This window comes from Streptomyces sp. NPDC018947 (assembly GCF_044390505.1).
Classification (GTDB): Bacteria; Actinomycetota; Actinomycetes; order Streptomycetales; family Streptomycetaceae; genus Streptomyces.
Genome location: NZ_JBIRZD010000003.1, coordinates 229,879 through 252,487, shown reverse-complemented (window position 1 = coordinate 252,487; position 22,609 = coordinate 229,879). Strand labels below are relative to the sequence as shown.

The 22,609-nt window shown below is 72.4% G+C and carries 17 protein-coding genes; 10 read left to right on the top strand and 7 right to left on the bottom strand.

Going from position 1 to position 22,609, the window contains the following annotated elements; translation table 11 throughout:
- Window positions 1-262: 262 nt before the first annotated feature.
- Complete coding sequence (locus ACH499_RS09170) at window positions 263-1,402, top strand: ATP-grasp domain-containing protein (RefSeq protein ID WP_399014449.1); 1,140 nt, start codon at window positions 263-265, stop codon at window positions 1,400-1,402.
- 167 nt (window positions 1,403-1,569) lie between these two features.
- Here the strand turns inward: ACH499_RS09170 and ACH499_RS09165 are convergent, their stop codons facing one another.
- The gene (locus tag ACH499_RS09165; protein WP_399014448.1) at window positions 1,570-2,907 is read right to left on the bottom strand and encodes a 6-phospho-beta-glucosidase; all 1,338 of its coding nucleotides are present in this window, start codon (window positions 2,905-2,907) and stop codon (window positions 1,570-1,572) included.
- Window positions 2,908-3,234: 327 nt separating this feature from the next.
- Between ACH499_RS09165 and ACH499_RS09160 the strand changes: the two genes are divergently transcribed.
- Complete coding sequence (locus ACH499_RS09160; RefSeq protein ID WP_399014447.1) at window positions 3,235-4,632, top strand: glycoside hydrolase family 16 protein; 1,398 nt, start codon at window positions 3,235-3,237, stop codon at window positions 4,630-4,632.
- A gap of 63 nt (window positions 4,633-4,695) precedes the next feature.
- On the opposite strand, the gene ACH499_RS09155 is transcribed toward ACH499_RS09160, so the two are convergent.
- Window positions 4,696-5,616, bottom strand: coding sequence for an AraC family transcriptional regulator (locus ACH499_RS09155; protein WP_356201176.1), 921 nt, complete (start codon window positions 5,614-5,616; stop codon window positions 4,696-4,698).
- 157 nt (window positions 5,617-5,773) lie between these two features.
- Between ACH499_RS09155 and tkt the strand changes: the two genes are divergently transcribed.
- The 7 genes from tkt (at window position 5,774) to ACH499_RS09120 (ending at window position 15,618) form a co-directional block, all read left to right on the top strand.
- Window positions 5,774-7,858 (top strand): transketolase, encoded by a 2,085-nt coding sequence (tkt, locus tag ACH499_RS09150; protein WP_399014446.1) that lies wholly within the window; start codon window positions 5,774-5,776, stop codon window positions 7,856-7,858.
- Between the two features lie 18 nt (window positions 7,859-7,876).
- The gene (gene tal, locus ACH499_RS09145; RefSeq protein ID WP_356201179.1) at window positions 7,877-9,022 is read left to right on the top strand and encodes a transaldolase; all 1,146 of its coding nucleotides are present in this window, start codon (window positions 7,877-7,879) and stop codon (window positions 9,020-9,022) included.
- Window positions 9,019-10,788: a glucose-6-phosphate dehydrogenase gene (gene zwf, locus ACH499_RS09140; protein ID WP_399014445.1), complete on the top strand. Its 1,770-nt coding sequence runs from the start codon at window positions 9,019-9,021 to the stop codon at window positions 10,786-10,788. Before tal ends, zwf begins: the two co-directional genes overlap by 4 nt.
- A complete protein-coding gene (gene opcA / locus ACH499_RS09135; protein ID WP_365594496.1) occupies window positions 10,785-11,720 on the top strand; it encodes a glucose-6-phosphate dehydrogenase assembly protein OpcA in 936 nt (311 codons plus the stop codon). Before zwf ends, opcA begins: the two co-directional genes overlap by 4 nt.
- Window positions 11,713-13,365, top strand: a complete 1,653-nt coding sequence (gene pgi, locus ACH499_RS09130; protein WP_399014444.1) for a glucose-6-phosphate isomerase — start codon at window positions 11,713-11,715, stop codon at window positions 13,363-13,365. The genes opcA and pgi overlap by 8 nt, the downstream gene beginning before the upstream one ends.
- A 1-nt stretch (window position 13,366) precedes the next feature.
- Window positions 13,367-14,251, top strand: coding sequence for a phosphogluconate dehydrogenase (NAD(+)-dependent, decarboxylating) (gene gnd / locus ACH499_RS09125; RefSeq protein ID WP_399014443.1), 885 nt, complete (start codon window positions 13,367-13,369; stop codon window positions 14,249-14,251).
- A gap of 137 nt (window positions 14,252-14,388) precedes the next feature.
- The gene (locus ACH499_RS09120; RefSeq protein ID WP_399014748.1) at window positions 14,389-15,618 is read left to right on the top strand and encodes a serine hydrolase domain-containing protein; all 1,230 of its coding nucleotides are present in this window, start codon (window positions 14,389-14,391) and stop codon (window positions 15,616-15,618) included.
- A gap of 199 nt (window positions 15,619-15,817) precedes the next feature.
- On the opposite strand, the gene ACH499_RS09115 is transcribed toward ACH499_RS09120, so the two are convergent.
- The 5 genes from ACH499_RS09115 to ACH499_RS09095 all read right to left on the bottom strand — a co-directional run bounded on the left by ACH499_RS09115 (window position 15,818) and on the right by ACH499_RS09095 (window position 20,231).
- Entirely contained in the window at window positions 15,818-16,882 is a 1,065-nt protein-coding gene (locus tag ACH499_RS09115) for an EcsC family protein (RefSeq protein WP_399014442.1), read from the bottom strand.
- Window positions 16,883-17,062: 180 nt separating this feature from the next.
- On the bottom strand, window positions 17,063-17,461 hold the full coding sequence (locus ACH499_RS09110) for a hypothetical protein (RefSeq protein WP_356201191.1): 399 nt from the start codon (window positions 17,459-17,461) through the stop codon (window positions 17,063-17,065).
- A gap of 200 nt (window positions 17,462-17,661) precedes the next feature.
- On the bottom strand, window positions 17,662-19,284 hold the full coding sequence (locus ACH499_RS09105; RefSeq protein ID WP_399014441.1) for a hypothetical protein: 1,623 nt from the start codon (window positions 19,282-19,284) through the stop codon (window positions 17,662-17,664).
- A gap of 205 nt (window positions 19,285-19,489) precedes the next feature.
- Entirely contained in the window at window positions 19,490-19,711 is a 222-nt protein-coding gene (locus ACH499_RS09100) for a hypothetical protein (protein ID WP_399014440.1), read from the bottom strand.
- Between the two features lie 184 nt (window positions 19,712-19,895).
- Window positions 19,896-20,231, bottom strand: a complete 336-nt coding sequence (locus tag ACH499_RS09095; protein ID WP_399014439.1) for a hypothetical protein — start codon at window positions 20,229-20,231, stop codon at window positions 19,896-19,898.
- A 153-nt stretch (window positions 20,232-20,384) separates the two neighbouring features.
- On the opposite strand from ACH499_RS09095, the gene ACH499_RS09090 reads away from it, so the two are divergent.
- Window positions 20,385-22,538 carry an N-6 DNA methylase gene (locus ACH499_RS09090; RefSeq protein ID WP_399014438.1) on the top strand — a complete coding sequence of 718 codons (2,154 nt, stop codon included), beginning with the start codon at window positions 20,385-20,387 and terminating at the stop codon, window positions 22,536-22,538.
- Window positions 22,539-22,609: the final 71 nt, after the last annotated feature.

Here is a 22,609-nt window from a genome sequence, read left to right as displayed (position 1 = left end):
TCGTCCGAGGCCAAGAGATCACATCGGCGACCGGGTCACAAGGGCTTCCCGCTCCGGCCGGACGGCGTCCTTGCGGCTCCGGCGTGCGGCTGCCGGGCATCCGTGTGACGCGCGTTGCGCCGGGCGGCCCCGGAGCCCCTATGATCGCCCCGACGCCACCGCTCCGAATCCCCTCCGCGCAGGGCGGCTCGGCGTACCTCCAACCACCCGGCCGGGCACGGCCCCGCTTCGGCGTGCCCGCGCACCGTGAAAGGCGGCAAGCATGATCTCCCGCGTACGCGTCTGGCTCAACCGCACGTACGCGGAGAACGTGTTCTTCATGGATCAGCTCCGGCGCAATCCCGACGCGCGGGCCGTCGAGATCCACGCCACGCACGGCGATCCGGACTCCCCCGTGCTCGCCGCCGCCGACACCGCCGAGCCGGAGCCCGAGGGCCTGTCGCCGGCCGCGTACGTCGAGTACGCCCTCGCCGTGTGCGTACGGCGCGGCATCGACGTGTTCGTGCCCCGGCTGCACCAGGCGGCGATCGTGGCGCACCGCGCCGAGTTCGAGGCGGCCGGCACCGCGCTGCTCGCGCCGCCGCCCGAGGCGGTCGCCGTCTTCCGGGACAAGGTGGTCGCGTACGAGGCCGTACGGGCGACCGGGGTGCCGGTGCCGCCGTGGTGGCGGGTCCGCACGGCGGACGAACTCGTCGCCGCGGTCGAGGAGTTGGAGCAGCGGGGCGACAGGGCGTGCTTCAAACCGGCGTCCGGCGCGGGCGGGGTGGGCTTTCGCACGGTCACCCGCGATCCCTTCTCCCTCGGGCACCTGAACGGCTTTCCGTCCCCGCACGTCCCGCTGCGCCTGGTCGTCGACGCGCTGAGGGCGGCCGACGAACCGGTCGACTGGCTGGTGATGCCGCGGCTGGAGCAGCCGGAGGTGTCGGTGGACCTCCTCACCGGCCCGGACGACCGGGTGCGGATGGCGGTGGGCCGCACCAAGAACGGCCGGCGGCGGGGGTTCACGCTCGGCGAGCGGTGGCTGGCGCCGGCCCGGCGGATCGCCGAGGAGTTCGGGCTGCACCACCTGTCCAACGTGCAGTTCCGGATGTTCGGGGACCGTCCCGTGCTGATGGACGTCAACACCCGTCCGGCCGGCGGGCTGCACCAGCTCTCGCTGTGCGGGATCAACGCACCGTGGGCCGCCGTGCGGCTGGCGCTCGGCGACGATCCGGGCGAGCTGGTGCCGCCCTTCCTCGGGCAGGACTACGCGGTGGTGTCCGGGCCGCGTCCGCTGCTGCCGGTGTCCCTGCCGCAGCAGCGCACGGACCTCGCGGCGCGACCGACCCCCGCACCGGCCCCTGCGTCCGGCCGCGGCGTCCCCGCCGCCGCACCGGACACGGCGGCCGGAGCGCCGGCCTAGCGCGAAGGGACCGCCCGGGGAGCGGGGCCCGCGCCGGTCGGCGGCCACGGGTGGCCGGTCGCGCGGTTCCCCCGTGCCGGCACCGGGGTGACGGACCGGCAAGGGCACGCGAAGTGCGGGGACACCCTCCGGCGACGCGCCCCCTGGGGCGGGGCCCGCCGTACGGGCTACCTCAGATAGGCCAGGCCCGGATGCACCGCCCTGTAGCCGTCGAGGAGGCGGTGGGCGGTGTTCACCGAGTCGACGAGGGGGTGCAGGGCGAAGGCCTTGACGGCGGCGGCGCGGGAGCCGGTGCCGGCGGCGGCCAGCACCTCCCGTTCGACGGCCTTGACCGCGCAGACCAGGCCGGTGGCGTGGCCCGGCAGCGGGTCGACGGCCACCGGGTGCGCGCCGCTCGCGTCGACCACGCACGGCACCTCGATCACGGCCTCGTGGTCGAGGACCGACAGGGTGCCGCGGTTGCGGACGTTGAGGATGAGGACCGTGCGCTCGTTGCGGGCGACGGCCCGCATCAGCGCCAGCGCCACCTTCTCGTACCCGCCGGACAGGTCGTCGGCCTCGCGCTCCCCCGCCCCGGCCGCCTCCCGGTTCTCGGACATGTAGGTGGCCTCGCGTTCGGCACGGGTGCGCTCCCAGGCGGCGAGGGCGCAGGCGCCGGGGCGGCGCGCCTCCTCGTAGAAGCAGGCCTGCTGGTCGCGCAGGAACGCGCCGCGGGTCCGTTCCGCCTCCCGGTAGGCGCGTACGGCCTCCCGGTTGAAGTAGTAGTAGTGAAGGTACTCGTTGGGGATCGCGCCGAGGGACCTGAGCCAGTCGGCGCCGAAGAGACGGCCCTCCTCGAAGGAGCCGAGCAGGGCGGGGTCGGCGAGCAGGCGCGGGAGTTCGTCGCGGCCGGCGACGCGCAGGCCGCGGACCCAGCCGAGGTGGTTGAGGCCGACGTAGTCGATCCAGGCCTCCCGCGGGTCGGCACCGAGCACGCGGGCGATGCGGCGGCCGAGGCCGACCGGTGAGTCGCAAATGCCGATGACGCGGTCGCCGAGGTGCCGGGCCATCGCCTCGGTGACCAGGCCGGCCGGGTTGGTGAAGTTGATGACCCAGGCGTCCGGCGCGAGCCGGGCCACGCGGCGGGCGATGTCGGCGGCGACCGGGACGGTGCGCAGTCCGTACGCGATGCCACCCGCGCCGACGGTCTCCTGGCCGAGGACGCCCTCGGCGAGCGCGACCCTCTCGTCGTCCGCGCGGCCCTGCAGGCCGCCGACGCGGATCGCGGAGAACACGAAGTCGGCGCCGCGCAGCGCCTCGTCCAGGTCGGTCGTGGCGGTCACCTCGGGCGCGCCCGCCACCCCCGCCGCCTGCTCGGCGAGCACCCGGGTCACCGCGGAGAGCCGGTCCGCGTCCAGGTCGTGCAGCACGACGCGGGTCACGCGCCCCTCGCCGCGGTCCGCGAGGAGCGCCCCGTACACGAGCGGCACCCGGAAACCGCCGCCGCCCAGAATCGTCAGCCTCACGTCGCACCCTTCCGTCGCCCGCCGCACTTCCGCCTGCCGCCGATCATGGCACGCCGTGGGAGCGCCGGAGCCGTGCCCGCCGGTCACCGGCATCCCCTGGTCTGCGCCCCTGCCGTGCGCCTCCCGGCATCTCCGGGACGCTCCGCCGGCGTGAGCCTTCACCCCGTTCACGGACTGAACTCCGGTCCGCGGCACGGACTTTCTCGGCTTCACCTCTTGACGGCGCCTGCGCCCGGGAGCACATTGGCCGCACCCTGAGAGCGCTCTCAGAACGTCCGGGGAGCGCTGTTCGGGCCGTCCGTTCCCCCACCCGAGAGGCACCCCCACATGAGAGAGACCTCCGGCACAGCACCCGGACGCCGCCCGTGGCGCCGGGCGTTCGTGGCCGTCGTCGGCACGCTCGGCCTCGCCGCCGCCGCGGCCGCCGTCACCGGGCCGTCCGCCAACGCCTCCGCTCCCCCTCCGCCGACCGGCTGGACCCAGGTCTTCGCCGACGACTTCGACGGCGCCGCCGGATCCGGCGTCAACACCTCGAACTGGCAGTACGCGACCGGCACTTCGTATCCCGGCGGCCCCGCCAACTGGGGCACCGGCGAGATCGAGACGATGACGTCGTCCACGAGCAACGTCTCCCTGGACGGCAACGGCAACCTGCGCATCACCCCGCTGCGGGACGGCGCCGGCAACTGGACGTCGGGCCGCGTCGAGACGAGGCGCACCGACTTCCAGCCCCCGGCCGGCGGCAAGCTGCGCGTGGAGGCCCGCATCCAGGTCCCGAACGTCACGGGGGCCGCGGCCAAGGGCTACTGGCCGGCGTTCTGGATGCTGGGCGCGCCCTACCGGGGCAACTACTGGAACTGGCCCGCGGTCGGCGAGATCGACGTCATGGAGAACACGCAGGGCCTCAACACGGTCTGGGCCACCATGCACTGCGGCACCTCACCGGGCGGCCCCTGCAACGAGACCAGCGGCATCGGCGGCAGCACCCCCTGTCCCGGCGCCACGTGCCAGGCCGGGTTCCACACGTACCGGGTGGAGTGGGACCGTTCGACGAGCGTCGAGCAGATCCGCTTCTCCGTCGACGGGACCACCTACCACACGGTGCGCGCCGACCAGGTCGACGCGACGACCTGGGCGAACGCCACCCACCACGGCTACTACGTCATCCTCAACGTGGCGATGGGCGGCGGCTTCCCGAACGCCTTCGGCGGCGGGCCCGACGCCGGCACCCAGCCCGGCCACCCGATGCTCGTCGACTACGTCCAGGTGCTCTCGTCCGGCGGGGGCGGCACCACGCCTCCGCCGACGGGCGGCCGCGACGCGTACGGCACCCTCCAGGCGGAGTCCTACGACGCCCAGTCGGGCACGATGACCGAGAGCACCTCGGACACGGGCGGCGGGCAGAACCTGGGCGCGCTCGCCGACGGCGACTGGGCCCAGTACAAGGGCGTCGACTTCGGGTCGGCTGCGGCGACGCAGTTCAGTGCCCGGGTGGCGAGCGGCGCGGCGTCCGGCGTCAGCGGCCTCGTGGAGGTGCGGCTGGACAGCCGCACCTCCACGCCCGTCGGCAGCTTCGCGGTGGGCAGCACGGGCGGCTGGCAGTCGTGGCGGACGATTCCCGCGAACATCGGCGCGGTGACGGGCACGCACGACGTGTATCTGACGTTCACCAGCGGCCAGCCGGCGGACTTCGTCAACGTCAACTGGTTCACCTTCGGGCGCTGACCCGCGGTCAGGCACGACCTGGGGGCTCCACGTACGCGTGGGGCCCCTCGGCCGTGCCGCGGCTCAGCGCAGCTCCGCCCGGAACGCCGCCGGGGTCATGTCCGTGTGCTGCTGGAAGAACTTGGAGAAGTTCGCCGCGTCCGGGAAGCCGACCGCCGCCCCGACCCGGGCGATGGGCAGGTCGCTGTGCGCGAGGAGCCGCTTGGCCTCCAGCACCACCCGCTTGTCGATGAACCCCTTGGGCGTCTCGCCGGTCGCGGCGCGCACCGCGCGGACGAGGGTGCGGCGCGAGTAACCCAGCGCGTCGGCGTAGGCGCTGACGCTGTGGTTGGTGGCGAAGCCGCGCTCGACCGCGTCGCGGAAGAGGGTGAAGGTGGTGTCCCCCGGCGTGTCCGCCTGACCCCTCCCCCGGCGTGCCTCCTGCGCCGAGCCGGCCGCGAGATGGGCGAGGCGCAGCAGGAACGCGGTGAGCGTGTGGCGCAGCACGGCGGTGTGCAGGCTGAGCGGCAGGGTCGTGGCGTCCTCGTACTCGCGCCGGAGCTGGTCGAGCGAGGCGGTCAGGGCCGCGAGCCGCGCCTCGTCGGGGTGGAGCAGGGGCGGCAGGTCGTAGCGGTAGAGGCCGGTGGCCTCCACGGTGGCGCGGGGCAGGAAGCCGGGCTGCATGGTCAGCACCGTTCCGCGGTACTCGCTCTCGGGCGAGAAGCGGTGGACCTGGCCGGGCCGGATCCACAGCAGATCGCCGGCCGTCGCCTCGTACTCGGCGAAGTCGATCATGTGACGGACCGGGCCGCCGGTGAACAGCATGACGATGTGGAAGTCGATGCGGTGCACGCGGTGCAGCGGGGCGTGCGCGTGCCAGGTGCGGCCGGCGCCCATGGGGCCGACCTGCATGCCGACGCCGAGGAGGCTGAGATCGACCGGGAAGGGGAAGGTTCTGATCCCGTCGCCGCCGTCGTCGCCGTGTTGGGTGTGTTCGTCCGCCATGTCCTTCTCGCGCCGTGCCGCCCGGACGCGAGGGCGCCGGTGCGTGTCCCAGTTTCACCACAGGCTGGCACACCACAACCTTCACTCCCAAAAGTCAGACTTTTAAATTTGAACGCGTCAGACCAGCTCCTACGCTCCGATCGAGGATTTCTTGAAGATGAGCACGCACTCCACGGACAGCGCGGACAGCTTCAAATGGACCGAACTCGACCGGCGTGCCGTCGACACCGCCCGTGTTCTCGCGGCGGACGCGGTGCAGAAGGTCGGCAATGGTCACCCCGGCACGGCGATGGCGCTCGCCCCCGCCGCGTACACGATCTTTCAGAAGGTGATGCGGCACGATCCCGCAGATCCCGAGTGGACCGGCCGTGACCGCTTCGTCCTCTCCCCCGGGCACACCTCGCTGACCCTGTACACGCAGCTCTACCTCGCGGGCTACGAGCTGGAGCTGGAGGACCTCAAGGCGTTCCGCACCCACGGCTCGAAGACGCCGGGCCACCCGGAGTACGGGCACACCGCGGGCGTGGAGACCACCACCGGCCCCCTCGGCCAGGGCGTCGCCAACGCGGTCGGCATGGCGATGGCCGCCCGCTACGAGCGCGGCCTGTTCGACCCGGAGGCTCCCGAGGGCGAGTCCCCCTTCGACCACACGATCTGGGCCATCGTCTCCGACGGCGACCTCCAGGAGGGCGTCTCCGCCGAGGCGTCGTCCCTCGCCGGGCACCAGAGGCTCGGGAACCTGGTCTTCCTCTACGACGACAACCACATCTCCATCGAGGGCGACACCGCGACCGCCTTCTCCGAGGACGTGCTGAAGCGCTACGAGGCGTACGGCTGGCACGTGCAGCGCATCGAGCCCGCCGAGAACGGCGACGTGGACGTGCGCGCCCTGTACGCGGCCCTGACGGCGGCGAAGGCCGAGACCGGGCGGCCCTCCATCATCGCCATGCGCACGATCATCGCCTGGCCGGCGCCGAACGCGCGGAACACCGAGGCGTCCCACGGCTCCGCGCTCGGCGAGGACGAGGTCGCGGCCACCAAGCGCGTCCTCGGCTTCGACCCGGAGAAGACCTTCGAGGTCGCCGACGAGGTCCTCGCCCACACCCGCGGGGCCCTGGACCGGGGCGCCGAGGAGCACGCCGCCTGGGCCAAGCGGCTCGACAAGTGGCGCGGCGCCCAGCCCGAGCGCGCCAAGCTGTTCGACCGCGTCGTCGCGGGCCGGCTGCCGGAGGGCTGGCAGGACGCGCTGCCGGTGTTCGAGCCCGGCAAGGCGGTCGCCACGCGCGCCGCGTCCGGCAAGGTCCTCCAGGCGCTCGGCGCGGTCCTGCCCGAGCTGTGGGGCGGCTCCGCCGACCTGGCCGGGTCCAACAACACGACCATCGACAAGACCAGCTCCTTCCTGCCCGCGGGCAACCCGCTGCCGGAGGCCGACCCGTACGGCCGCACCGTGCACTTCGGCATCCGCGAGTTCTCCATGGCCGCGGAGATGAACGGCATCGCCCTGCACGGCAACACCCGCGTCTACGGCGGCACCTTCCTGGTCTTCTCCGACTACATGCGCAACGCCGTGCGGATGTCCGCGCTGATGCAGCTCCCGGTGACCTACGTGTGGACGCACGACTCCATCGGGCTCGGCGAGGACGGCCCCACCCACCAGCCGGTCGAGCACCTGGCCTCGCTGCGCGCCATCCCCGGTCTGAACGTGGTCCGCCCGGCCGACGCCAACGAGACCGCCGTCGTCTGGGCCGAGATCCTCGAGCGGCACTCCACCGCCCCGGCGCCGCACGGCCTCGCGCTGACCCGCCAGGGCGTGCCGACCTACGCCCCGAACCCGGACGCGGCGCGCGGCGGCTACGTGCGCGAGGAGGCCTCCACCGGCTCCCCGGACGTCGTCCTGATCGCCACCGGCTCCGAGGTGCAGCTCGCCGTGGCGGCCCGCGAGGCGCTGGAGGCCGAGGGCGTCCCCACCCGCGTGGTGTCGATGCCGTCCGTCGAGTGGTTCGAGGAGCAGCCGCGCGAGTACCGCGACAGCGTGCTGCCGCCGTCCGTGCGGGCCCGGGTGGCCGTGGAGGCCGGGATCGGCCTGACCTGGCACCGCTTCGTGGGCGACGCGGGCCGCATCGTCTCCCTGGAGCACTTCGGCGCCTCCGCCGACGCCGAGACCCTGTTCACCGAGTACGGCTTCACCGCCGAGCACGTCACCGCCGCCGCCCGGGAATCCCTGGCCGCCGTCCGCGGTTGATCCCACCGCAGAAAGAAGATGATCACAGTGACCGAAGCGACCGCGACCGCGGGAGCCCTCCGACGCCTGTCCGAGGCGGGCGTCTCCGTCTGGCTGGACGACCTGTCGCGGCGGCGGATCGAGTCCGGCAACCTCGCCGGACTGGTCGAGACGAAGAACGTCGTCGGCGTCACCACCAACCCGTCGATCTTCCAGGCCGCCATAGGCTCCGGCGAGGGCTACGAGGAGCAGCTCGCCGACCTCGCGGTCCGGGGCGTCACCGTCGACGAGGCCGTGCGCATGATGACCACGGCCGACGTCCGCGCCGCCGCCGACGTGCTGCGTCCGGTGTACGACGCCACCGGCGGCCGGGACGGCCGGGTCTCCATCGAGGTCGACCCGCGTCTGGCCCACCGGACCGGGGCCACCGTCGCCGAGGCCCGCCAGCTCGCCTGGCTCGTCGACCGCCCCAACGTGATGATCAAGATCCCGGCGACGAAGGCCGGCCTCCCGGCGATCACCGAGGTCGTCGGCGCCGGCATCAGCGTCAACGTCACGCTGATCTTCTCGCTGGAGCGCTACCGCGAGGTCATGGACGCCTACCTCGCCGGTCTGGAGAAGGCGCGGGCGGCCGGGATCGACCTGTCGGGCATCCACTCCGTGGCGTCCTTCTTCGTCTCCCGCGTCGACAGCGAGATCGACAAGCGCCTGACGCTGCTCGGCACGGACGAGGCCCTCGCCCTGAAGGGGAAGGCGGCGCTGGCCAACGCGCGGCTGGCCTACGAGGCGTACGAGGCGGTCTTCTCCGGTGACCGCTTCACGGCCCTCGCCGGTGCCCGGGCCAACGCCCAGCGCCCCCTGTGGGCGTCCACCGGTGTGAAGGACCCGGCATATCGGGACACCCTGTACGTGGAGGAGCTGGTCGCTCCCGGCACCGTGAACACGATGCCGGAGGCGACCCTGGACGCCGCCGCCGATCACGGTGTCGTCCGGGGCGACACGGTCACCGGCGGGTACGCCCAGGCCCGGGCCGACCTCGCGGCCGTGGAGCGGCTCGGCATCTCGTACGACGAGGTGGTGGAGCAGCTCGAACAGGAGGGCGTCGCCAAGTTCGAGTCGGCCTGGCAGGACCTGCTCGACGCGGTGACGAAGTCCCTGAACAGCAAGGGAGTTGACGGGGAATGAGCGAGGAGCTTCCCGCTACGGCGGTCCAGGGGACCGAGGCGACGAAGGAAGCCGACAAGACCGGGGCGGCCGAGCGGGACGCGCGGCGGCCGGCGGCCCGGAAGGGCGGCGAGTCCCCCGCCGCCGGGACGAGTGCGGCGAGCGGCTCCGGCCGCTCGGCGAAGAAGACCGAGGCCGCCCGAGCCACCGAGGGGGCGAAGGGCGCGAAGGCGGACGGCCGGGCCGTGGAGCCCGTACCGCCGCTCGACTGGAGCAATCCGCTGCGCGATCCGCGCGACCGCCGCCTGCCCCGCATCGCCGGCCCCTCCGGCCTGGTCATCTTCGGCGTCACCGGCGACCTGTCCCGCAAGAAGCTGATGCCGGCCGTGTACGACCTCGCCAACCGGGGTCTGCTGCCCCCGGGCTTCTCGCTGGTCGGGTTCGCCCGCCGGGACTGGGAGAACCAGGACTTCGCCGAGGTCGTGCACGACGCCGTCAAGGAGCACGCGCGCACGCCCTTCCGCGAGGAGGTCTGGCAGCAGCTCGCCGAGGGCATGCGGTTCATCCCCGGCGACTTCGACGACGACGAGGCGTTCGAGCAGCTCCGCAAGTCCGTGGAGGAGCTGGACGCCTCCCGCGGCACCAGCGGCAACTACGCCTTCTACCTGTCGGTGCCGCCGAAGTTCTTCCCGAAGGTCGTCCAGCAGCTCAAGAAGCACGGGCTGGCAGACGCCCCCGAGGGCTCCTGGCGCCGCGCGGTCATCGAGAAGCCGTTCGGCCACGACCTGGACAGCGCCTGCGACCTGAACGCGCTCGTGCACGACGTCTTCGACCCCGACCAGGTCTTCCGCATCGACCACTACCTGGGCAAGGAGACCGTCCAGAACATCCTGGCGCTGCGCTTCGCCAACCAGATGTACGAGCCGATCTGGAACCGGTCCTACGTCGACCACGTGCAGATCACCATGGCCGAGGACATCGGCATCGGCGGCCGGGCCGGCTACTACGACGGCATCGGCGCCGCCCGTGACGTCATCCAGAACCACCTGCTCCAGTTGCTCGCGCTCACCGCGATGGAGGAGCCCGCCTCCTTCGACGCGGCATCGCTGCTCACCGAGAAGCTGAAGGTGCTGCGCGCGGTGCGGCTGCCCGAGGACCTCGGCCGGCACACCGTGCGCGGACAGTACGCGGGCGGCTGGCAGGGCGGCGCGCAGGTGCCCGGCTACCTGGAGGAGGAGGGCATCGACCCGGCCTCCGTCACGGACACCTACGCGGCGATCAAGCTGGGCATCGACAACCGCCGCTGGGCGGGCGTCCCCTTCTACCTGCGCACCGGCAAGCGGCTGGGCCGCCGGGTCACGGAGATCGCGGTCGTCTTCCAGCGGGCCCCGCACTCCCCCTTCGACTCCACCGCGACCGAGGAGCTGGGCGAGAACGCCATCGTCATCCGCGTCCAGCCCGACGAGGGCATGACGGTCCGCTTCGGCTCCAAGGTGCCGGGCACCTCCATGGAGATCCGGGACGTGTCGATGGACTTCGCGTACGGCGAGTCCTTCACGGAGTCGAGCCCGGAGGCGTACGAACGGCTGATCCTGGACGTCCTCCTGGGCGACGCCAACCTGTTCCCCCGCCACCAGGAAGTGGAGGAGTCCTGGCGGATCCTCGACCCGATCGAGGAGTACTGGGCGACGAACGGCAGGCCCGCGCAGTACGCGTCGGGAAGCTGGGGACCGCGGGAAGCCGACGAGATGCTCGCACGAGACGGACGGAGCTGGCGCAGGCCATGAGGATCGACCTGACCGACACCACGGCAAGCAAGATCAACAAGGCGCTGGTGCAGGGCCGCCGGGCCATCGGCACGCCGGCCGTGGGCATGGTCCTGACGATGGTGATCGTCACGGACGAGGAGAACGCCTACGACTCGATCAAGGCCGCCGAGGAGGCCTCGCACGAGCACCCCTCGCGCACCCTGGTCGTCATCAAGCGGCACACCCGCAACCTGCGCGAACGCACCCGCTCGCACCTCGACGCCGAGGTCCGGGTGGGCTCCGAGGCCGGCACCGGCGAGACGGTCGTCCTGCGCATGTACGGCGAGGTCTCCGAGCACGCCGACTCGGTCGTCCTGCCGCTGCTGCTGCCGGACGCCCCGGTCGTCGTGTGGTGGCCGGTGGAGGCGCCGGACAACCCGTCGAAGGACCCGCTGGGCGCGCTGGCCCAGCGCCGCATCACCGACCTGTACTCGGTGGAGCGGCCGATGGAGGTCCTGGAGCGCCGGGTTCGCTCCTACGCGCCCGGCGACACCGACCTGGCCTGGACCCGGCTGACGCTGTGGCGCTCCATGCTGGCCGCGGCCCTGGACCAGGCACGGGTGCCCGTGACCTCGGCGGCCGTGGAGGCCGAGGCCGACAACCCGGCCGCCGAGCTGCTGGCCCGCTGGCTGGAGGCGCGGCTCGACGTACGCGTCGACCGGGTGGTCACCGACGGCCCGGTCGTCACGGCCGTCCGCCTCGGCACCGCGAACGGCGAGATCGTCATCGACCGGCCGGAGGGCCCGCTCGCCACGCTGACCCTGCCGGACCAGCCCCCGCGCTCTCTCGCGCTCAAGGTCCGCCCCACCTCCGAACTCATCGCCGAGGAGCTCAGGCGCCTCGACGCGGACGAGATGTACGCCATCGCCCTGCGCGGCGAGGCCGGCAAGGAGACCCCCGTCCATGTCTGACACCACCAAGCTCACCGCCCGGCCCGAGTGGGCCGCGCTCGGGGAACACCGCTCGGACGCGCTGTCCCGGCCGGACCTGCGCGAGCTGTTCGCCCAGGACCCCGGGCGGGCCGAGCGCTACGTCGTGCGCGTCGGCGACCTGCGCATCGACTACTCCAAGCACCTGGTCACCGACGAGACGCTGCGGCTGCTGCGCCAACTGGCCGCCGCCACCGGCGTGTCCGGGCTGCGCGACGCCATGTTCCGCGGCGAGCGCATCAACATCACCGAGGACCGGGCCGTGCTGCACACCGCGCTGCGCGCCCCGCGGGACGCGGTGATCGAGGTCGACGGCGAGAACGTCGTCCCCAAGGTCCACGCCGTCCTCGACAAGATGACGGACTTCGCCGGCCGGGTCCGTTCCGGCGAGTGGACCGGTCACACCGGCAAGCGCATCAGGAACGTCGTCAACATCGGCATCGGCGGCTCCGACCTCGGCCCGGCGATGGCCTACGAGGCACTGCGCGCCTTCACCGACCGCTCGCTCACCTTCCGGTTCGTGTCCAACGTGGACGGCGCCGACCTGCACGAGGCGCTGCGCGACCTGGACCCGGCCGAGACGCTGTTCATCGTGGCGTCCAAGACGTTCACGACGATCGAGACGATCACGAACGCCACCTCGGCGCGCTCCTGGCTGCTGGACGGCCTCGGGGGCGACGAGAAGGCGGTGGCCAGGCACTTCGTCGCGCTGTCGACCAACGCCGAGAAGGTCGCGGAGTTCGGCATCGACACGGCCAACATGTTCGAGTTCTGGGACTGGGTCGGCGGACGCTACTCGTACGACTCGGCGATCGGCCTGTCCCTGATGATCGCCATCGGCCCGGACCGCTTCCGGGAGATGCTCGACGGTTTCCGCATCGTGGACGAGCACTTCCGCAACGCCGACGCGGAGGCCAACGCACCGCTGATCCTCGGCCTGCTGGGCATCTGGTACGGCAACTTCTTCGACGCGCAGTCGCACGCGGTGCTGCCCTACAGCCACTACCTGTCGAAGTTCACGGCGTACCTCCAGCAGCTCGACATGGAGTCCAACGGCAAGTCGGTGGACCGCGAAGGCCGTCCGGTGGAGTGGCAGACGGGGCCGGTGGTGTGGGGCACGCCCGGCACCAACGGGCAGCACGCCTACTACCAGTTGATCCACCAGGGCACCAAGCTGATCCCGGCGGACTTCATCGGCTTCGCCCGGCCGGTCGCCGAGCTGAGCGACGAGCTGAAGGCCCAGCACGACCTGCTGATGGCCAACTTCTTCGCGCAGACCCAGGCACTCGCCTTCGGCAAGACCGCCGACGAGGTGCGGGCCGAGGGCGTGCCCGAGGAGCAGGTGCCGCACCGCACCTTCCACGGCAACCACCCCACCACGACCGTGCTGGCGACCGAGCTGACCCCCTCGGTCCTCGGCCAGCTGATCGCGCTGTACGAGCACAAGGTGTTCGTCCAGGGCGCGGTGTGGAACATCGACTCCTTCGACCAGTGGGGCGTCGAGCTCGGCAAGGTCCTCGCCAAGCGCGTCGAACCCGCCCTGACCGAGGGCGCGGACGTGCCCGGTCTCGATCCGTCCACGGCCGCGCTGGTGGCCGCCTACCGTGAACTGAAGGAAGGGCACTGACATGCAGATCGGTCTCGTTGGTCTCGGCAAGATGGGCGGCAACATGCGCGAGCGCCTGCGCAGCGCCGGCCACACCGTCGTCGGGTACGACACCAACCCGGAGCTGGCGGACGTCGCCAGCCTCGTCGACATGGTCGACCAGCTCGAGCGGCCGCGCGCGGTCTGGGTGATGGTGCCGGCGGGTGCCGCCACCCAGGGCGTCATCGACCAGCTCGGAGCGCTGCTCAAGCCCGGCGACACCGTCATCGACGGCGGCAACTCCCGCTGGACCGACGACGAGAGGCACGCCGAGGAGCTGGGCAAGCGCGGCATCAACTTCGTCGACGCGGGCGTCTCGGGCGGTGTGTGGGGTCTGGAGAACGGCTACGCCCTGATGGTCGGCGGCGAGAAGGAGCACGTCGACGACCTCAAGCCGATCTTCGACGCCCTCAAGCCCGAGGGCCCCTACGGCTACGTCCACGCGGGCAGGGTGGGCGCCGGGCACTTCTCCAAGATGGTCCACAACGGCATCGAGTACGCCATGATGCAGGCCTACGCCGAGGGCTGGGAGCTGCTGGAGAAGGTCGACTCGGTCGACAACGTCCGCGAGGTCTTCCGCTCCTGGCAGGAGGGCACGGTCATCCGCTCCTGGCTGCTGGACCTGGCCGTCAACGCCCTCGACGAGGACCAGCACCTGGAGCAACTGCGCGGCTACGCGGCGGACTCCGGTGAGGGACGCTGGACCGTGGAGGCCGCGATCGACAACGCGGTGCCGCTGCCCGCGATCACGGCGTCGCTGTTCGCCCGGTTCGCGTCCCGGCAGGACGACTCGCCGCAGATGAAGATGATCGCCGCGCTGCGCAACCAGTTCGGCGGGCACGCCGTGGAGTCGGCGAAGAAGAAGTGACACCCCGGCCCGCACGCCCCCGCCCGGCCCGTCGGCCGCGCGGGGGCGTCGGCGTGTTTCCCCGTCCGTGAGGTCTGAGGACGCGTGAGCGGGGTAGGCCGCATCCACCTCGTCGGGCGAACTGGGAGGCGATGGCGATGGGACCGCTGCGGCAGGAGGCCGATCCGGGGGCGGCCGGGCTGGATCCCGGGGCGCTGGACCGGCTGGACGGGCACTTCGCCCGGCTGGTCGACCAGGGGCGGCTGCCGGGGTTCCTGGTGGCTCTCGCCCGCGGCGGACGGGTCGCGCACCTCACCGTGCACGGGCACCGGGACGTCGCCGCGGGACTGCCGGTGCGGGCGGACACGCTGTGGCGCATCTACTCCATGACCAAGCCCGTCACGTCGGTGGCGGTGCTGATGCTGGTGGAGGAGGGCCGGCTGTCGCTGGACGACCCGGTGGCCCGGTACCTGCCGGCCTTCGCGAAGCCGCGGGTGTACGTGGAGGGGTCCGCCGACGACGTCGTGACGCGCCCGGCGGACGGGCCCGTCCTCGTCCGGCACCTGATGACCCACACCGCCGGGCTCACGTTCGGCTTCTACCACGCGCACCCGGTGGACGCGCTGTACCGGGCCGCCGGTCTGGAGTCCTCGGTGCGGCCCGGCGCGGGCCTGGCCGAGACGGTCGACCTGTACGCGAGCCTCCCGCTCCAGTTCGAGCCGGGTACGCGGTGGAACTACTCCGTGGCCAGCAATGTGCTGGGACGCCTGGTCGAGGTGGTGTCCGGGCAGCCGCTGGACACCTTCTTCGCCGAGCGGATCTTCGGCCCGCTCGGCATGGCGGACGCCGGGTTCGAGGTGCCGGACGAGAAGGCGGGCCGCCTGGCCGAGCTGTACGGGGAGACGGACGGCGGCGGCATCGAACCGGTGGCCGGGCTGCCGCTGCGGGGCCGGCCCCGGTTCCTGTCGGGCAGCGGCGGTCTGGTGGCGTCCGCGGACGACGTGCACCGCTTCACGGAGATGCTGCGGCGCCGCGGCGAACTCGACGGCGTACGGCTGCTCGCCCCGGAGACGGTCGGCCTGATGACCCGCAACCATCTGCCCGGCGGCGCCGACCTGCGCGCCTTCGGCTGCCGGCCCGCGCACGACGTACCCGGCAACGACGGCGTCGGCTTCGGCCTCGGCGTCTCCGTGGTCGTCGACCCGAGCCGTACGCAGGCGCCCTCCGGGCTCGGCACGTACGGCTGGAGCGGGGTGGCGACGACCACCTTCTGGGTCGACCCGGGCCGTGACCTCACGGTGCAGTTCATGACCCAGGTGCGGCCCAGGTCCTCGCACACGGTGTTCCGGGACCTCAAGCGGCTGGTGCACGAGGCGGTGGCCGGCTGAGTGCCGGACCTTGCGGGCGTCCGCGCCCTCGCACAGCACGCCGGACCCGGATGTGCTGCGGTGAGCAGTCGATGAGCCTCCCAGGCAAGCCGACCGGCGCTGAGCATTTCCACAAGTCGTGCCCCTACCTGCACGATTGCGGATCTCGTCTGTTGGCCGGCGGCCGGCCGGGGTCTTCGACGATTCGCTCGGTGGTACCTCACCGGATGCAGTCGTCCGGCTGATCCTCGGAGCCGGTCGGGGCAGACGTCGGCAGGACGTCTTCCTCCCGGAGCAGTTCGAACACGCCGATCGCGTCGTCGTCCTGTGCGGGGTCGGCGTCGCCGTAGTCCGGGACGCCGGTCAGGTCTCCGCCCGACTTCTCCATCAGGAAGCGTTCGCGATACGCGTCGCGCGCCGACACGGCGATGCCGTCGATGAGCATGTAGCTCAGCCCCGCACCGACTGCCATACCGGCGACGGGCACGAACTGCCCGAGTTTCCTCTTCGGAAGTTGCTTCGCGAACTTCGCCGCGAAGGCCTGGGCGATCTTGGTGAGGATCTTCTCGTTCAACTTGGCCCAGGGAGCGTTCTTGGCCAGCAACTGGGTGAGCTGGGACAGTTCGGCGTACGCGGCCGCCTTCGCCGATGTGCCCGCGGACATCCCGAGAGCTATCACGGACATCACGAAGACTTCCTCTTCCGGATCGCTCGGCTGATAGCCGTAGTAGAGAGCTGTGGCGGCGACCGTTCGCGTGGCAAGGGCGAGCATCATCGCGGAGTCGGCGGCCATCGCCCCGGCCACGGTTCCGAACCCGGGTGCGGCTCCCGCACCTGCGCCGGCGATGGTCCCGGCGCCGGCGAGAACCTCTCCGCCCGTCACGGCTGCGGCGGATCCGAGGCCGGTTGCCGCTGCCGAGAGCGCGTGACCGTACCGCACCGTGTTGTGCCTGGCGACCTCGTCGACGATCCGCAGATCGAGCGTACGGATGTCGTCCAACCCGGCGATGTCGTGTCCGGCACGTCGATACTGCTCGATGACACGTTTCTTGCTCACCGTCCGGCTCGCGGTGCCGCCCACAGCCTTGCCGAGGCCCTTTGCGGCTCCGCCGTACGCGGCAACCACTTTGTCGGCGCCCGGGGCGTTCTTCGCCTTCTGACCGAGCGAAGCGAGCCGGTCCCGGGCCGACTGCGGAAGGATGTTCCTCGTCTGCTTGCCGAGGACGGCCGCCTTTCGCTTCTGGAGCCGGTCCCACTCCCGCTGTTCGTAAGCGGAGAGAGTCATGTTGTCGCCTCGATGTCAGAGTGCTGGGAATGTTTGGAGTGCTGGAAGCAGTCCTGCGTGATCACGGCCATGAGTCCGGCACCACTGGACAAGGGATTCCTTGTAGCTTCCCGCTGTGACCCAGCCGGATTCGCCGGACTGCACGGCGAGTGGTGTGACTTCCGGCCCGTCGGCCTGGTGTCAGAGGCCCGCCCGTGCCAGCAGCACCGGCAGGGCTTCGGGCTTGACCTTCTGCACGGACCGCACTTGCCCCAGAGCCAGTTCGTCACGGCCCACCGGGTCGCGGTACAACGCCTTCGTCGCCTCGGGCAGCAAGGTCGCCGCAACCAGGTATGAGGTGCCGGCTCCGTCGGCGTCTTCCCAGGGCTCCTCGTCGACCTGGGCCACCGCCGCGACCGCCGACTCCGGGTGGGTGAAGAAGAACCAGAGACGGTCGCCCGGCCGCATACGGTTGCGGCGGCTGAGCCAGAACTCCAGTTCCGGTTCCTCCTCCGCCAGCCGACGCATCGTCTCCTTGTCGGACGGCTCCTCGTCCAGCGTGTCCTTGAGCGGATTGAGGATGTAGATCCAGTCCGCCATGAAATCCCTCTCGGTCAGGACCAGTCGGCCCGCAAAAAGACGCATCGCTACAGCCCCAGATGATGCCAGGCCCCGGGAACGACGGGGTACGTGTTTTCGAATGTCACCAGGCGTACGTCTCCGGCCGGAACTGCCACACCGCCTACCGTCGGACGTGGTCAAGGCCCGGTTACCGGTGAACCCAGTGACGAGCCCCGCCCTCAGGCGGCCGCCGGAAGAAAGCCGCCCCCGGAACCGACTGCGCGCAGGATCCGGGTCTCCTCCTTGCGTGCCGCTGCGGGAGGGATGCGGCCGGTGGCGCGGCGGAGAGCGAGGCGGGCGAAGGCGTCGGCGGTCTCGTTGAGGTCGTGCCCGATGTGGCCTTTGAGCCAGCGGACCTGGACCCGGTCACGGTGGTGCAGCAGACGGCCCATCAGGTGGCGGCTCTCCGGGAAGAGGAGGGTGCGGTGGGCGGCTGCCGGGTCGCCGGCGCGCAGGGCGGTGTTGGCCGCCTCGACGGCCTCGGTACTGTCGCACAGGACGACGACGGGTGCCTCCTCGTGCCGCTCGAGAAGGCCGAGGGCGGCCGCGCAGATGCCGATGACTTCGGCTTCGCCGCTGCTCGAGGCGAGGGAGTCGCCGTATCCGGTGCTTCCGTCCTCGGCAGCCCAGCCGTAACCGCACACGGCGGAGTCGTCGCCGAGGGCGGCGTCGGCGACGGCCACGGCGGTGGTGTCGGGGAGGTCGGCGAGCATGGCGTAGCGGTCTCCGTCGACCGGGAGCGTTGCCGTCGAACGTCCTCCTTCACCGTCCTCGGCCGGACCAGCGGGCCAGGCGGCGGCGAGGGCGCGGTGGCAGCGCGGGCAACCCTCCGCCTGTTCGGGGCAGTTCGCTCGGTGCGCCGCGGTCAGCTCACACACTCGGTGCCACACCTCGGGCTCGGCATCGGCGAAGCGCACCAGTGCCGAGGCGCGGCACTGGGCCAGGAGTTCCGCAAAGGTCCCCTTGGCCATGCAGGCCCGCATCCGGTCGTAGAGTTCCGTGGTCCGGAGCTGGGCTTCGCGGGAGCGGGCGGCGAGCACCGCGGCGTCCTGGTAGGCGTCCTCCAGGGTGTCGAGCCGGGCATGCCGTGCGGAGGGCCGGCAGGCGAGCACGTCCCGCTCGGCCCGGCCGATCGCGTAGCGGCCCCAGGCCAGCGCGGTGCGGGCGTGACGGCTCCACCGTTCGCACACCGCGTCGTGCGGGAGGTGCGGGTTCTCTTCCTCCCGGGCGTCGCGCAGGAGGGCCTGGACGAAGGTGTCGTCGTCGCAGTCCCGCAGTTCGCGCACGGGTTCCGGCAGTTCGCCGCCCGCCGCGTTCCGCTCCCAGGCCCATCGGGTGAGATCGCTCTCCGGTGCCTGCGGTGTGCCGTCCGGCAGTCCCCTGTCGCCCAGTTCACGCCGCAGGGCCTCGGCGAAGGCCGTCGGGGATGCCGTACGCGCCACGCGCAGCTCCAGCGGGTCCGGTTGCCGGGTACGGCCGGCGAGCTGGCGGGCCCGCTGTTCCTTGTACAGGGTCTCCGCCTGCGACCGGGCCCGTCGCACTCTGTACGCGTGTGCGCGCAGCTGTCGCAGCCGCTCGGGGGACTGCCGGGCCGAGAGTTCCGCGCACCGGACGGCCCCGCGGGCGAGGACGTCGGCGTGGGCGAGGACGAGGAGGACGGGGCCGGTGAGTGACGCGTGTTCCAGGGCCGCGGCGGTCTCCGGGTCGCAGATCCCGTTCATGCGGGCGAGGACGGCGTCCTGCAGGGCGGTGAAGTCGTCGGCGAAGCGACGGATGAGCTCTGTGTGCTCGGTGGTCGTCACGAGGTCCTTCCAGGTCGCGGGTGGTGGTGAGCGGGCTGCAGAGGTGGCGGATGGGACAGGACGCCGGGTGTTCGAGGGCATGTCTGTGACGAGGGGATACGGGGCGTCCGTCGTCGACGCCGTACCGGGAAGAGGGACGGGCACCGTCCCCTTCTTCCAGACCTGTGGCTGTTGTGCCGTCCGGCACCGCATGGAGCGTCGGGGCTCAGCCGACCCGCTTCCACTCCTGGCACCGGTTGGTCTTGAAGTACTCGCCCTTGTGGAGCGTCACCCGGCCGACGGGGTCGGGGCACCCGGCCCGGCTGTCCGGCGGCACCGGCGGCACGGGTGGGAAGGCGCCCCGGTCGTCACCGTACGGCCCGGAAGCCGGCGGCATGGCAGGAACGTTCTCGGGGTCGGGTGCCGGGACGGGCTGCTGATCGGACATGGGGCGCTCCGTTTCGTGCAGACGACTGTGGTGGGGGCAGGCGGTTCTGTCGGGGCGGACCGGTGGTCCGTCCCCTGCCGTGATGCGGTGAGGTCGTTCGGGCCGGCCTACAGGCCGCGGATCCTGCGTCCCGTCTCGGTCGCCGGGTGGAGGATCGCCTCGGCGACCCGCCCGCCGGAGTCCTTCACACCGCCGCTGAAGTCGGGGTGATGGGCGGCGTGGACCAGGCGGCGCCGAGCTCGCCCTTGAGGCCGGAGGCGATGCAGTCGGCGTAGGGGCCGACGTTCTTGCCCTTCTGTGAGGACTTCGGCGTGCTCTGCACGGTGGCCCGCAGTTCGGCGTGCCGGCGCACCAGACCCGACGCGGCCCTCAGCCGGCGCGGATCCTCCTCGGCGCGGGGCGAGGGCACGAGCTGGACGAGCGTCGGCACGGACATCGTGCCCACGACGGCGTCGGCGCGGAACGGCATGACGGTGAGCTGCGTGCCTTCGACGACGGCCGTCGGCATGGTCAGGCGCATGGGACTCCCCCCGGAGCTATGAGCAACAGGCTTCCATTCGGAAGCAGCAACAGAGAAGCACAGACGTGAAAGCATCGTCAATCACGTTGACAGCCTTGACGGGTGCTGTAGGTTGTTGACCGTTCGCTACCGAGAGGCCCAGGACTCCCTGCCATGCCCCAGTCATCAGCCCAGGTGACCGCCGCCGAGATCTCCCGCATCGCCGGGGTCACGCGCGCCACGGTCAGCAACTGGCGCCGTCGGCACGAGGACTTCCCCACGCCCTCGGGCGGCACGGAGAGCAGTCCGCTGTACGACCTCGAATCCGTGCGCGCCTGGCTCGCGTCGCGCGGCCACGCCTCGGCGGCCAGCGCGTCGGAGGAGCTCCGCACGGTCCTGCGGCTGCACCCCTTGAGCGGCGGCGGGACGCCGGATCTCCTGCTCCTCGTCCTCGCCGCGGCGGGACGCTCACCGGAGGAGCTGACGGCCGCCGTCCGGCTGCCGGACGCGGACCTCGCCGAACGAGCGCAGGACGACGCGGCGTCGGTGGCCGAGGCCGTGCCGAGCGCGGACCCGCTGCGCTTCGGGGCGGACGACGCGGCGGTGCTGCGCGCGCTGTACGCGTGTGTACGTGACGAGGGCGGAGCGACCGCGCTGAGCGTGCTGGCGGAGCGGGAGCTGGAGGACAGCGCCGCGTCCGGTGCGTACCGGACCCCCGCGCCTCTCGCGGACCTGCTCGCCGCCCTGATCCCCGGCATCCCGGACCGCGTGCTCGACCCGGCCTGCGGCAGTGGCACCCTGCTGGCGGCCGCCGCCCGCCGGGGTGCCCGCGAGCTGTTCGGCCAGGACACGCTGCCCGTGCAGGCCCGGCGCAGCGCCGTGAGCCTCGCACTGACCGCCCCGGAGGCCACGGTAGCCGTGCGCGCCGGCGACAGCCTGCGCGCGGACGCGTTCCCGGACCTCGTCGCGGACGCGGTGCTGTGCAACCCGCCCTACGGCGTGCGCGACTGGGGCCACGATGAGCTGGCGTACGACCCGCGCTGGGCCTACGGGGTACCGGCCCGCGCCGAGTCGGAGCTGGCGTGGGTGCAGCACGCGCTCGCCCACCTCTCGCCCGGCGGCTGCGCGGCCCTGCTCCTGCCACCGGCCACGGCCGGGCGTACGTCCGGTCGCCGCGTACGCGCGGAGCTGGTCCGCAGCGGGGCGCTGCGCGCGGTGATCGCCCTGCCGGTGGGCGCGTCGTTGCCGCTGCATGTCGGCCTTCAGGTGTGGGTGTTGCAGCGGCCCGAGCCCGGCGGCGCGGAGCGCAAGTCGGTGCTGTTCGTCGACACGGCCGCGGAGACGCCGTCGGTGGCCGGGCGAGGCGGGACGGCGGTGACCGCGCGGACGCGGGGCGCGAGCCGGTCGGCCTCCGTGGACTGGACCGAGGTCACGACGAGGGCCCTGGAGGCGTGGGAGGCCTTCACTGCGGCCCGGGACGCTTTCGAGGGCGAGCCGGGTGTCGCGCGTGCGGTCGGCGTGGTGGATCTCTTGGACGACATGGTGGACCTGACCCCGGCACGGCTCGTGCGGGCGTCACGGGCGGAGGTCGATCCGGCGGAGCTGTCGGCCGAGGTCGATGCCGCCCGTCAGGATCTCGTGAAGGCCGCGAAGGCCCTCGCCCGGACGGCCGGCCGTGAGGGCTGGAGCGCCGCGGGCGTCGGTGCGCGCGAATGGCGGACGGCGACGGCCTCCGACCTCTCGCGGGGCGGCGCACTCATCCTGCTCCGCCCGGTGCCGGACAGCGTGCGCACACGCGCACACGCCGCCGGCGGTGAGGACGGGAGACCCGAGACACGGGCGGTCCTCACCGGCGCGGACATCGCCACCGGGTCGGGGCCCACGGGAGAGCCGATGGGTCTGTACGACGACTCGTCGCCCGTGATCGCCGTCGGGGACGTCCTCGTACGAGCGGTCGCCGGCACCGAAGGCCCCATGGCCCGGGTCGCGGACGAGCAGGACGCCGGAGCACTGCCCGGCCCGCAGGTCCACCTCTTCCGCCCGGACCCGGCACGCCTGGACGCCTGGTTCCTCGCCGGGTTCCTGGGCGCGGAGGAGAACATCGCGGGCGCCTCGACCGGCAGCACGGTCCTCACGGTCAACCCGGGCCGGCTGCGCGTACCGCTGCTGCCGCTGGAGGAGCAGCGGCGGTACGGGGAGGCGTTCCGGCACGTGCACGAGCTCCGGGCCGAGGCGCAGCGGGCGACGCGGCTCGCGGAGGAGACGGCGCGGCTCCTGGCGGGCGGGCTCACGGGCGGACAGTTGCTGCCGTCGCCGGGAGACGGCTGAGGTACGCGACCGGAGGCAGGCGGCCGGGGTGGCGATTCGCCCCCTTCGGCACGCGGGCCTTCACCTATGGA

Coding starts and splice junctions, on each gene's coding strand:
- ACH499_RS09090 (WP_399014438.1), top strand. CDS start 20,385: ATGCCCCAGTCATCAGCCCAGGTGACCGCCGCCGAGATCTCCCGCATC.
- opcA (WP_365594496.1), top strand. CDS start 10,785: ATGAGGATCGACCTGACCGACACCACGGCAAGCAAGATCAACAAGGCG.
- tal (WP_356201179.1), top strand. CDS start 7,877: ATGATCACAGTGACCGAAGCGACCGCGACCGCGGGAGCCCTCCGACGC.
- pgi (WP_399014444.1), top strand. CDS start 11,713: ATGTCTGACACCACCAAGCTCACCGCCCGGCCCGAGTGGGCCGCGCTC.
- ACH499_RS09110 (WP_356201191.1), bottom strand. CDS start 17,461: ATGGCGGACTGGATCTACATCCTCAATCCGCTCAAGGACACGCTGGAC.
- ACH499_RS09170 (WP_399014449.1), top strand. CDS start 263: ATGATCTCCCGCGTACGCGTCTGGCTCAACCGCACGTACGCGGAGAAC.
- gnd (WP_399014443.1), top strand. CDS start 13,367: ATGCAGATCGGTCTCGTTGGTCTCGGCAAGATGGGCGGCAACATGCGC.
- tkt (WP_399014446.1), top strand. CDS start 5,774: ATGAGCACGCACTCCACGGACAGCGCGGACAGCTTCAAATGGACCGAA.
- ACH499_RS09115 (WP_399014442.1), bottom strand. CDS start 16,882: ATGACTCTCTCCGCTTACGAACAGCGGGAGTGGGACCGGCTCCAGAAG.
- zwf (WP_399014445.1), top strand. CDS start 9,019: ATGAGCGAGGAGCTTCCCGCTACGGCGGTCCAGGGGACCGAGGCGACG.
- ACH499_RS09155 (WP_356201176.1), bottom strand. CDS start 5,616: ATGGCGGACGAACACACCCAACACGGCGACGACGGCGGCGACGGGATC.
- ACH499_RS09095 (WP_399014439.1), bottom strand. CDS start 20,231: ATGCGCCTGACCATGCCGACGGCCGTCGTCGAAGGCACGCAGCTCACC.
- ACH499_RS09120 (WP_399014748.1), top strand. CDS start 14,389: ATGGGACCGCTGCGGCAGGAGGCCGATCCGGGGGCGGCCGGGCTGGAT.
- ACH499_RS09100 (WP_399014440.1), bottom strand. CDS start 19,711: ATGTCCGATCAGCAGCCCGTCCCGGCACCCGACCCCGAGAACGTTCCT.
- ACH499_RS09160 (WP_399014447.1), top strand. CDS start 3,235: ATGAGAGAGACCTCCGGCACAGCACCCGGACGCCGCCCGTGGCGCCGG.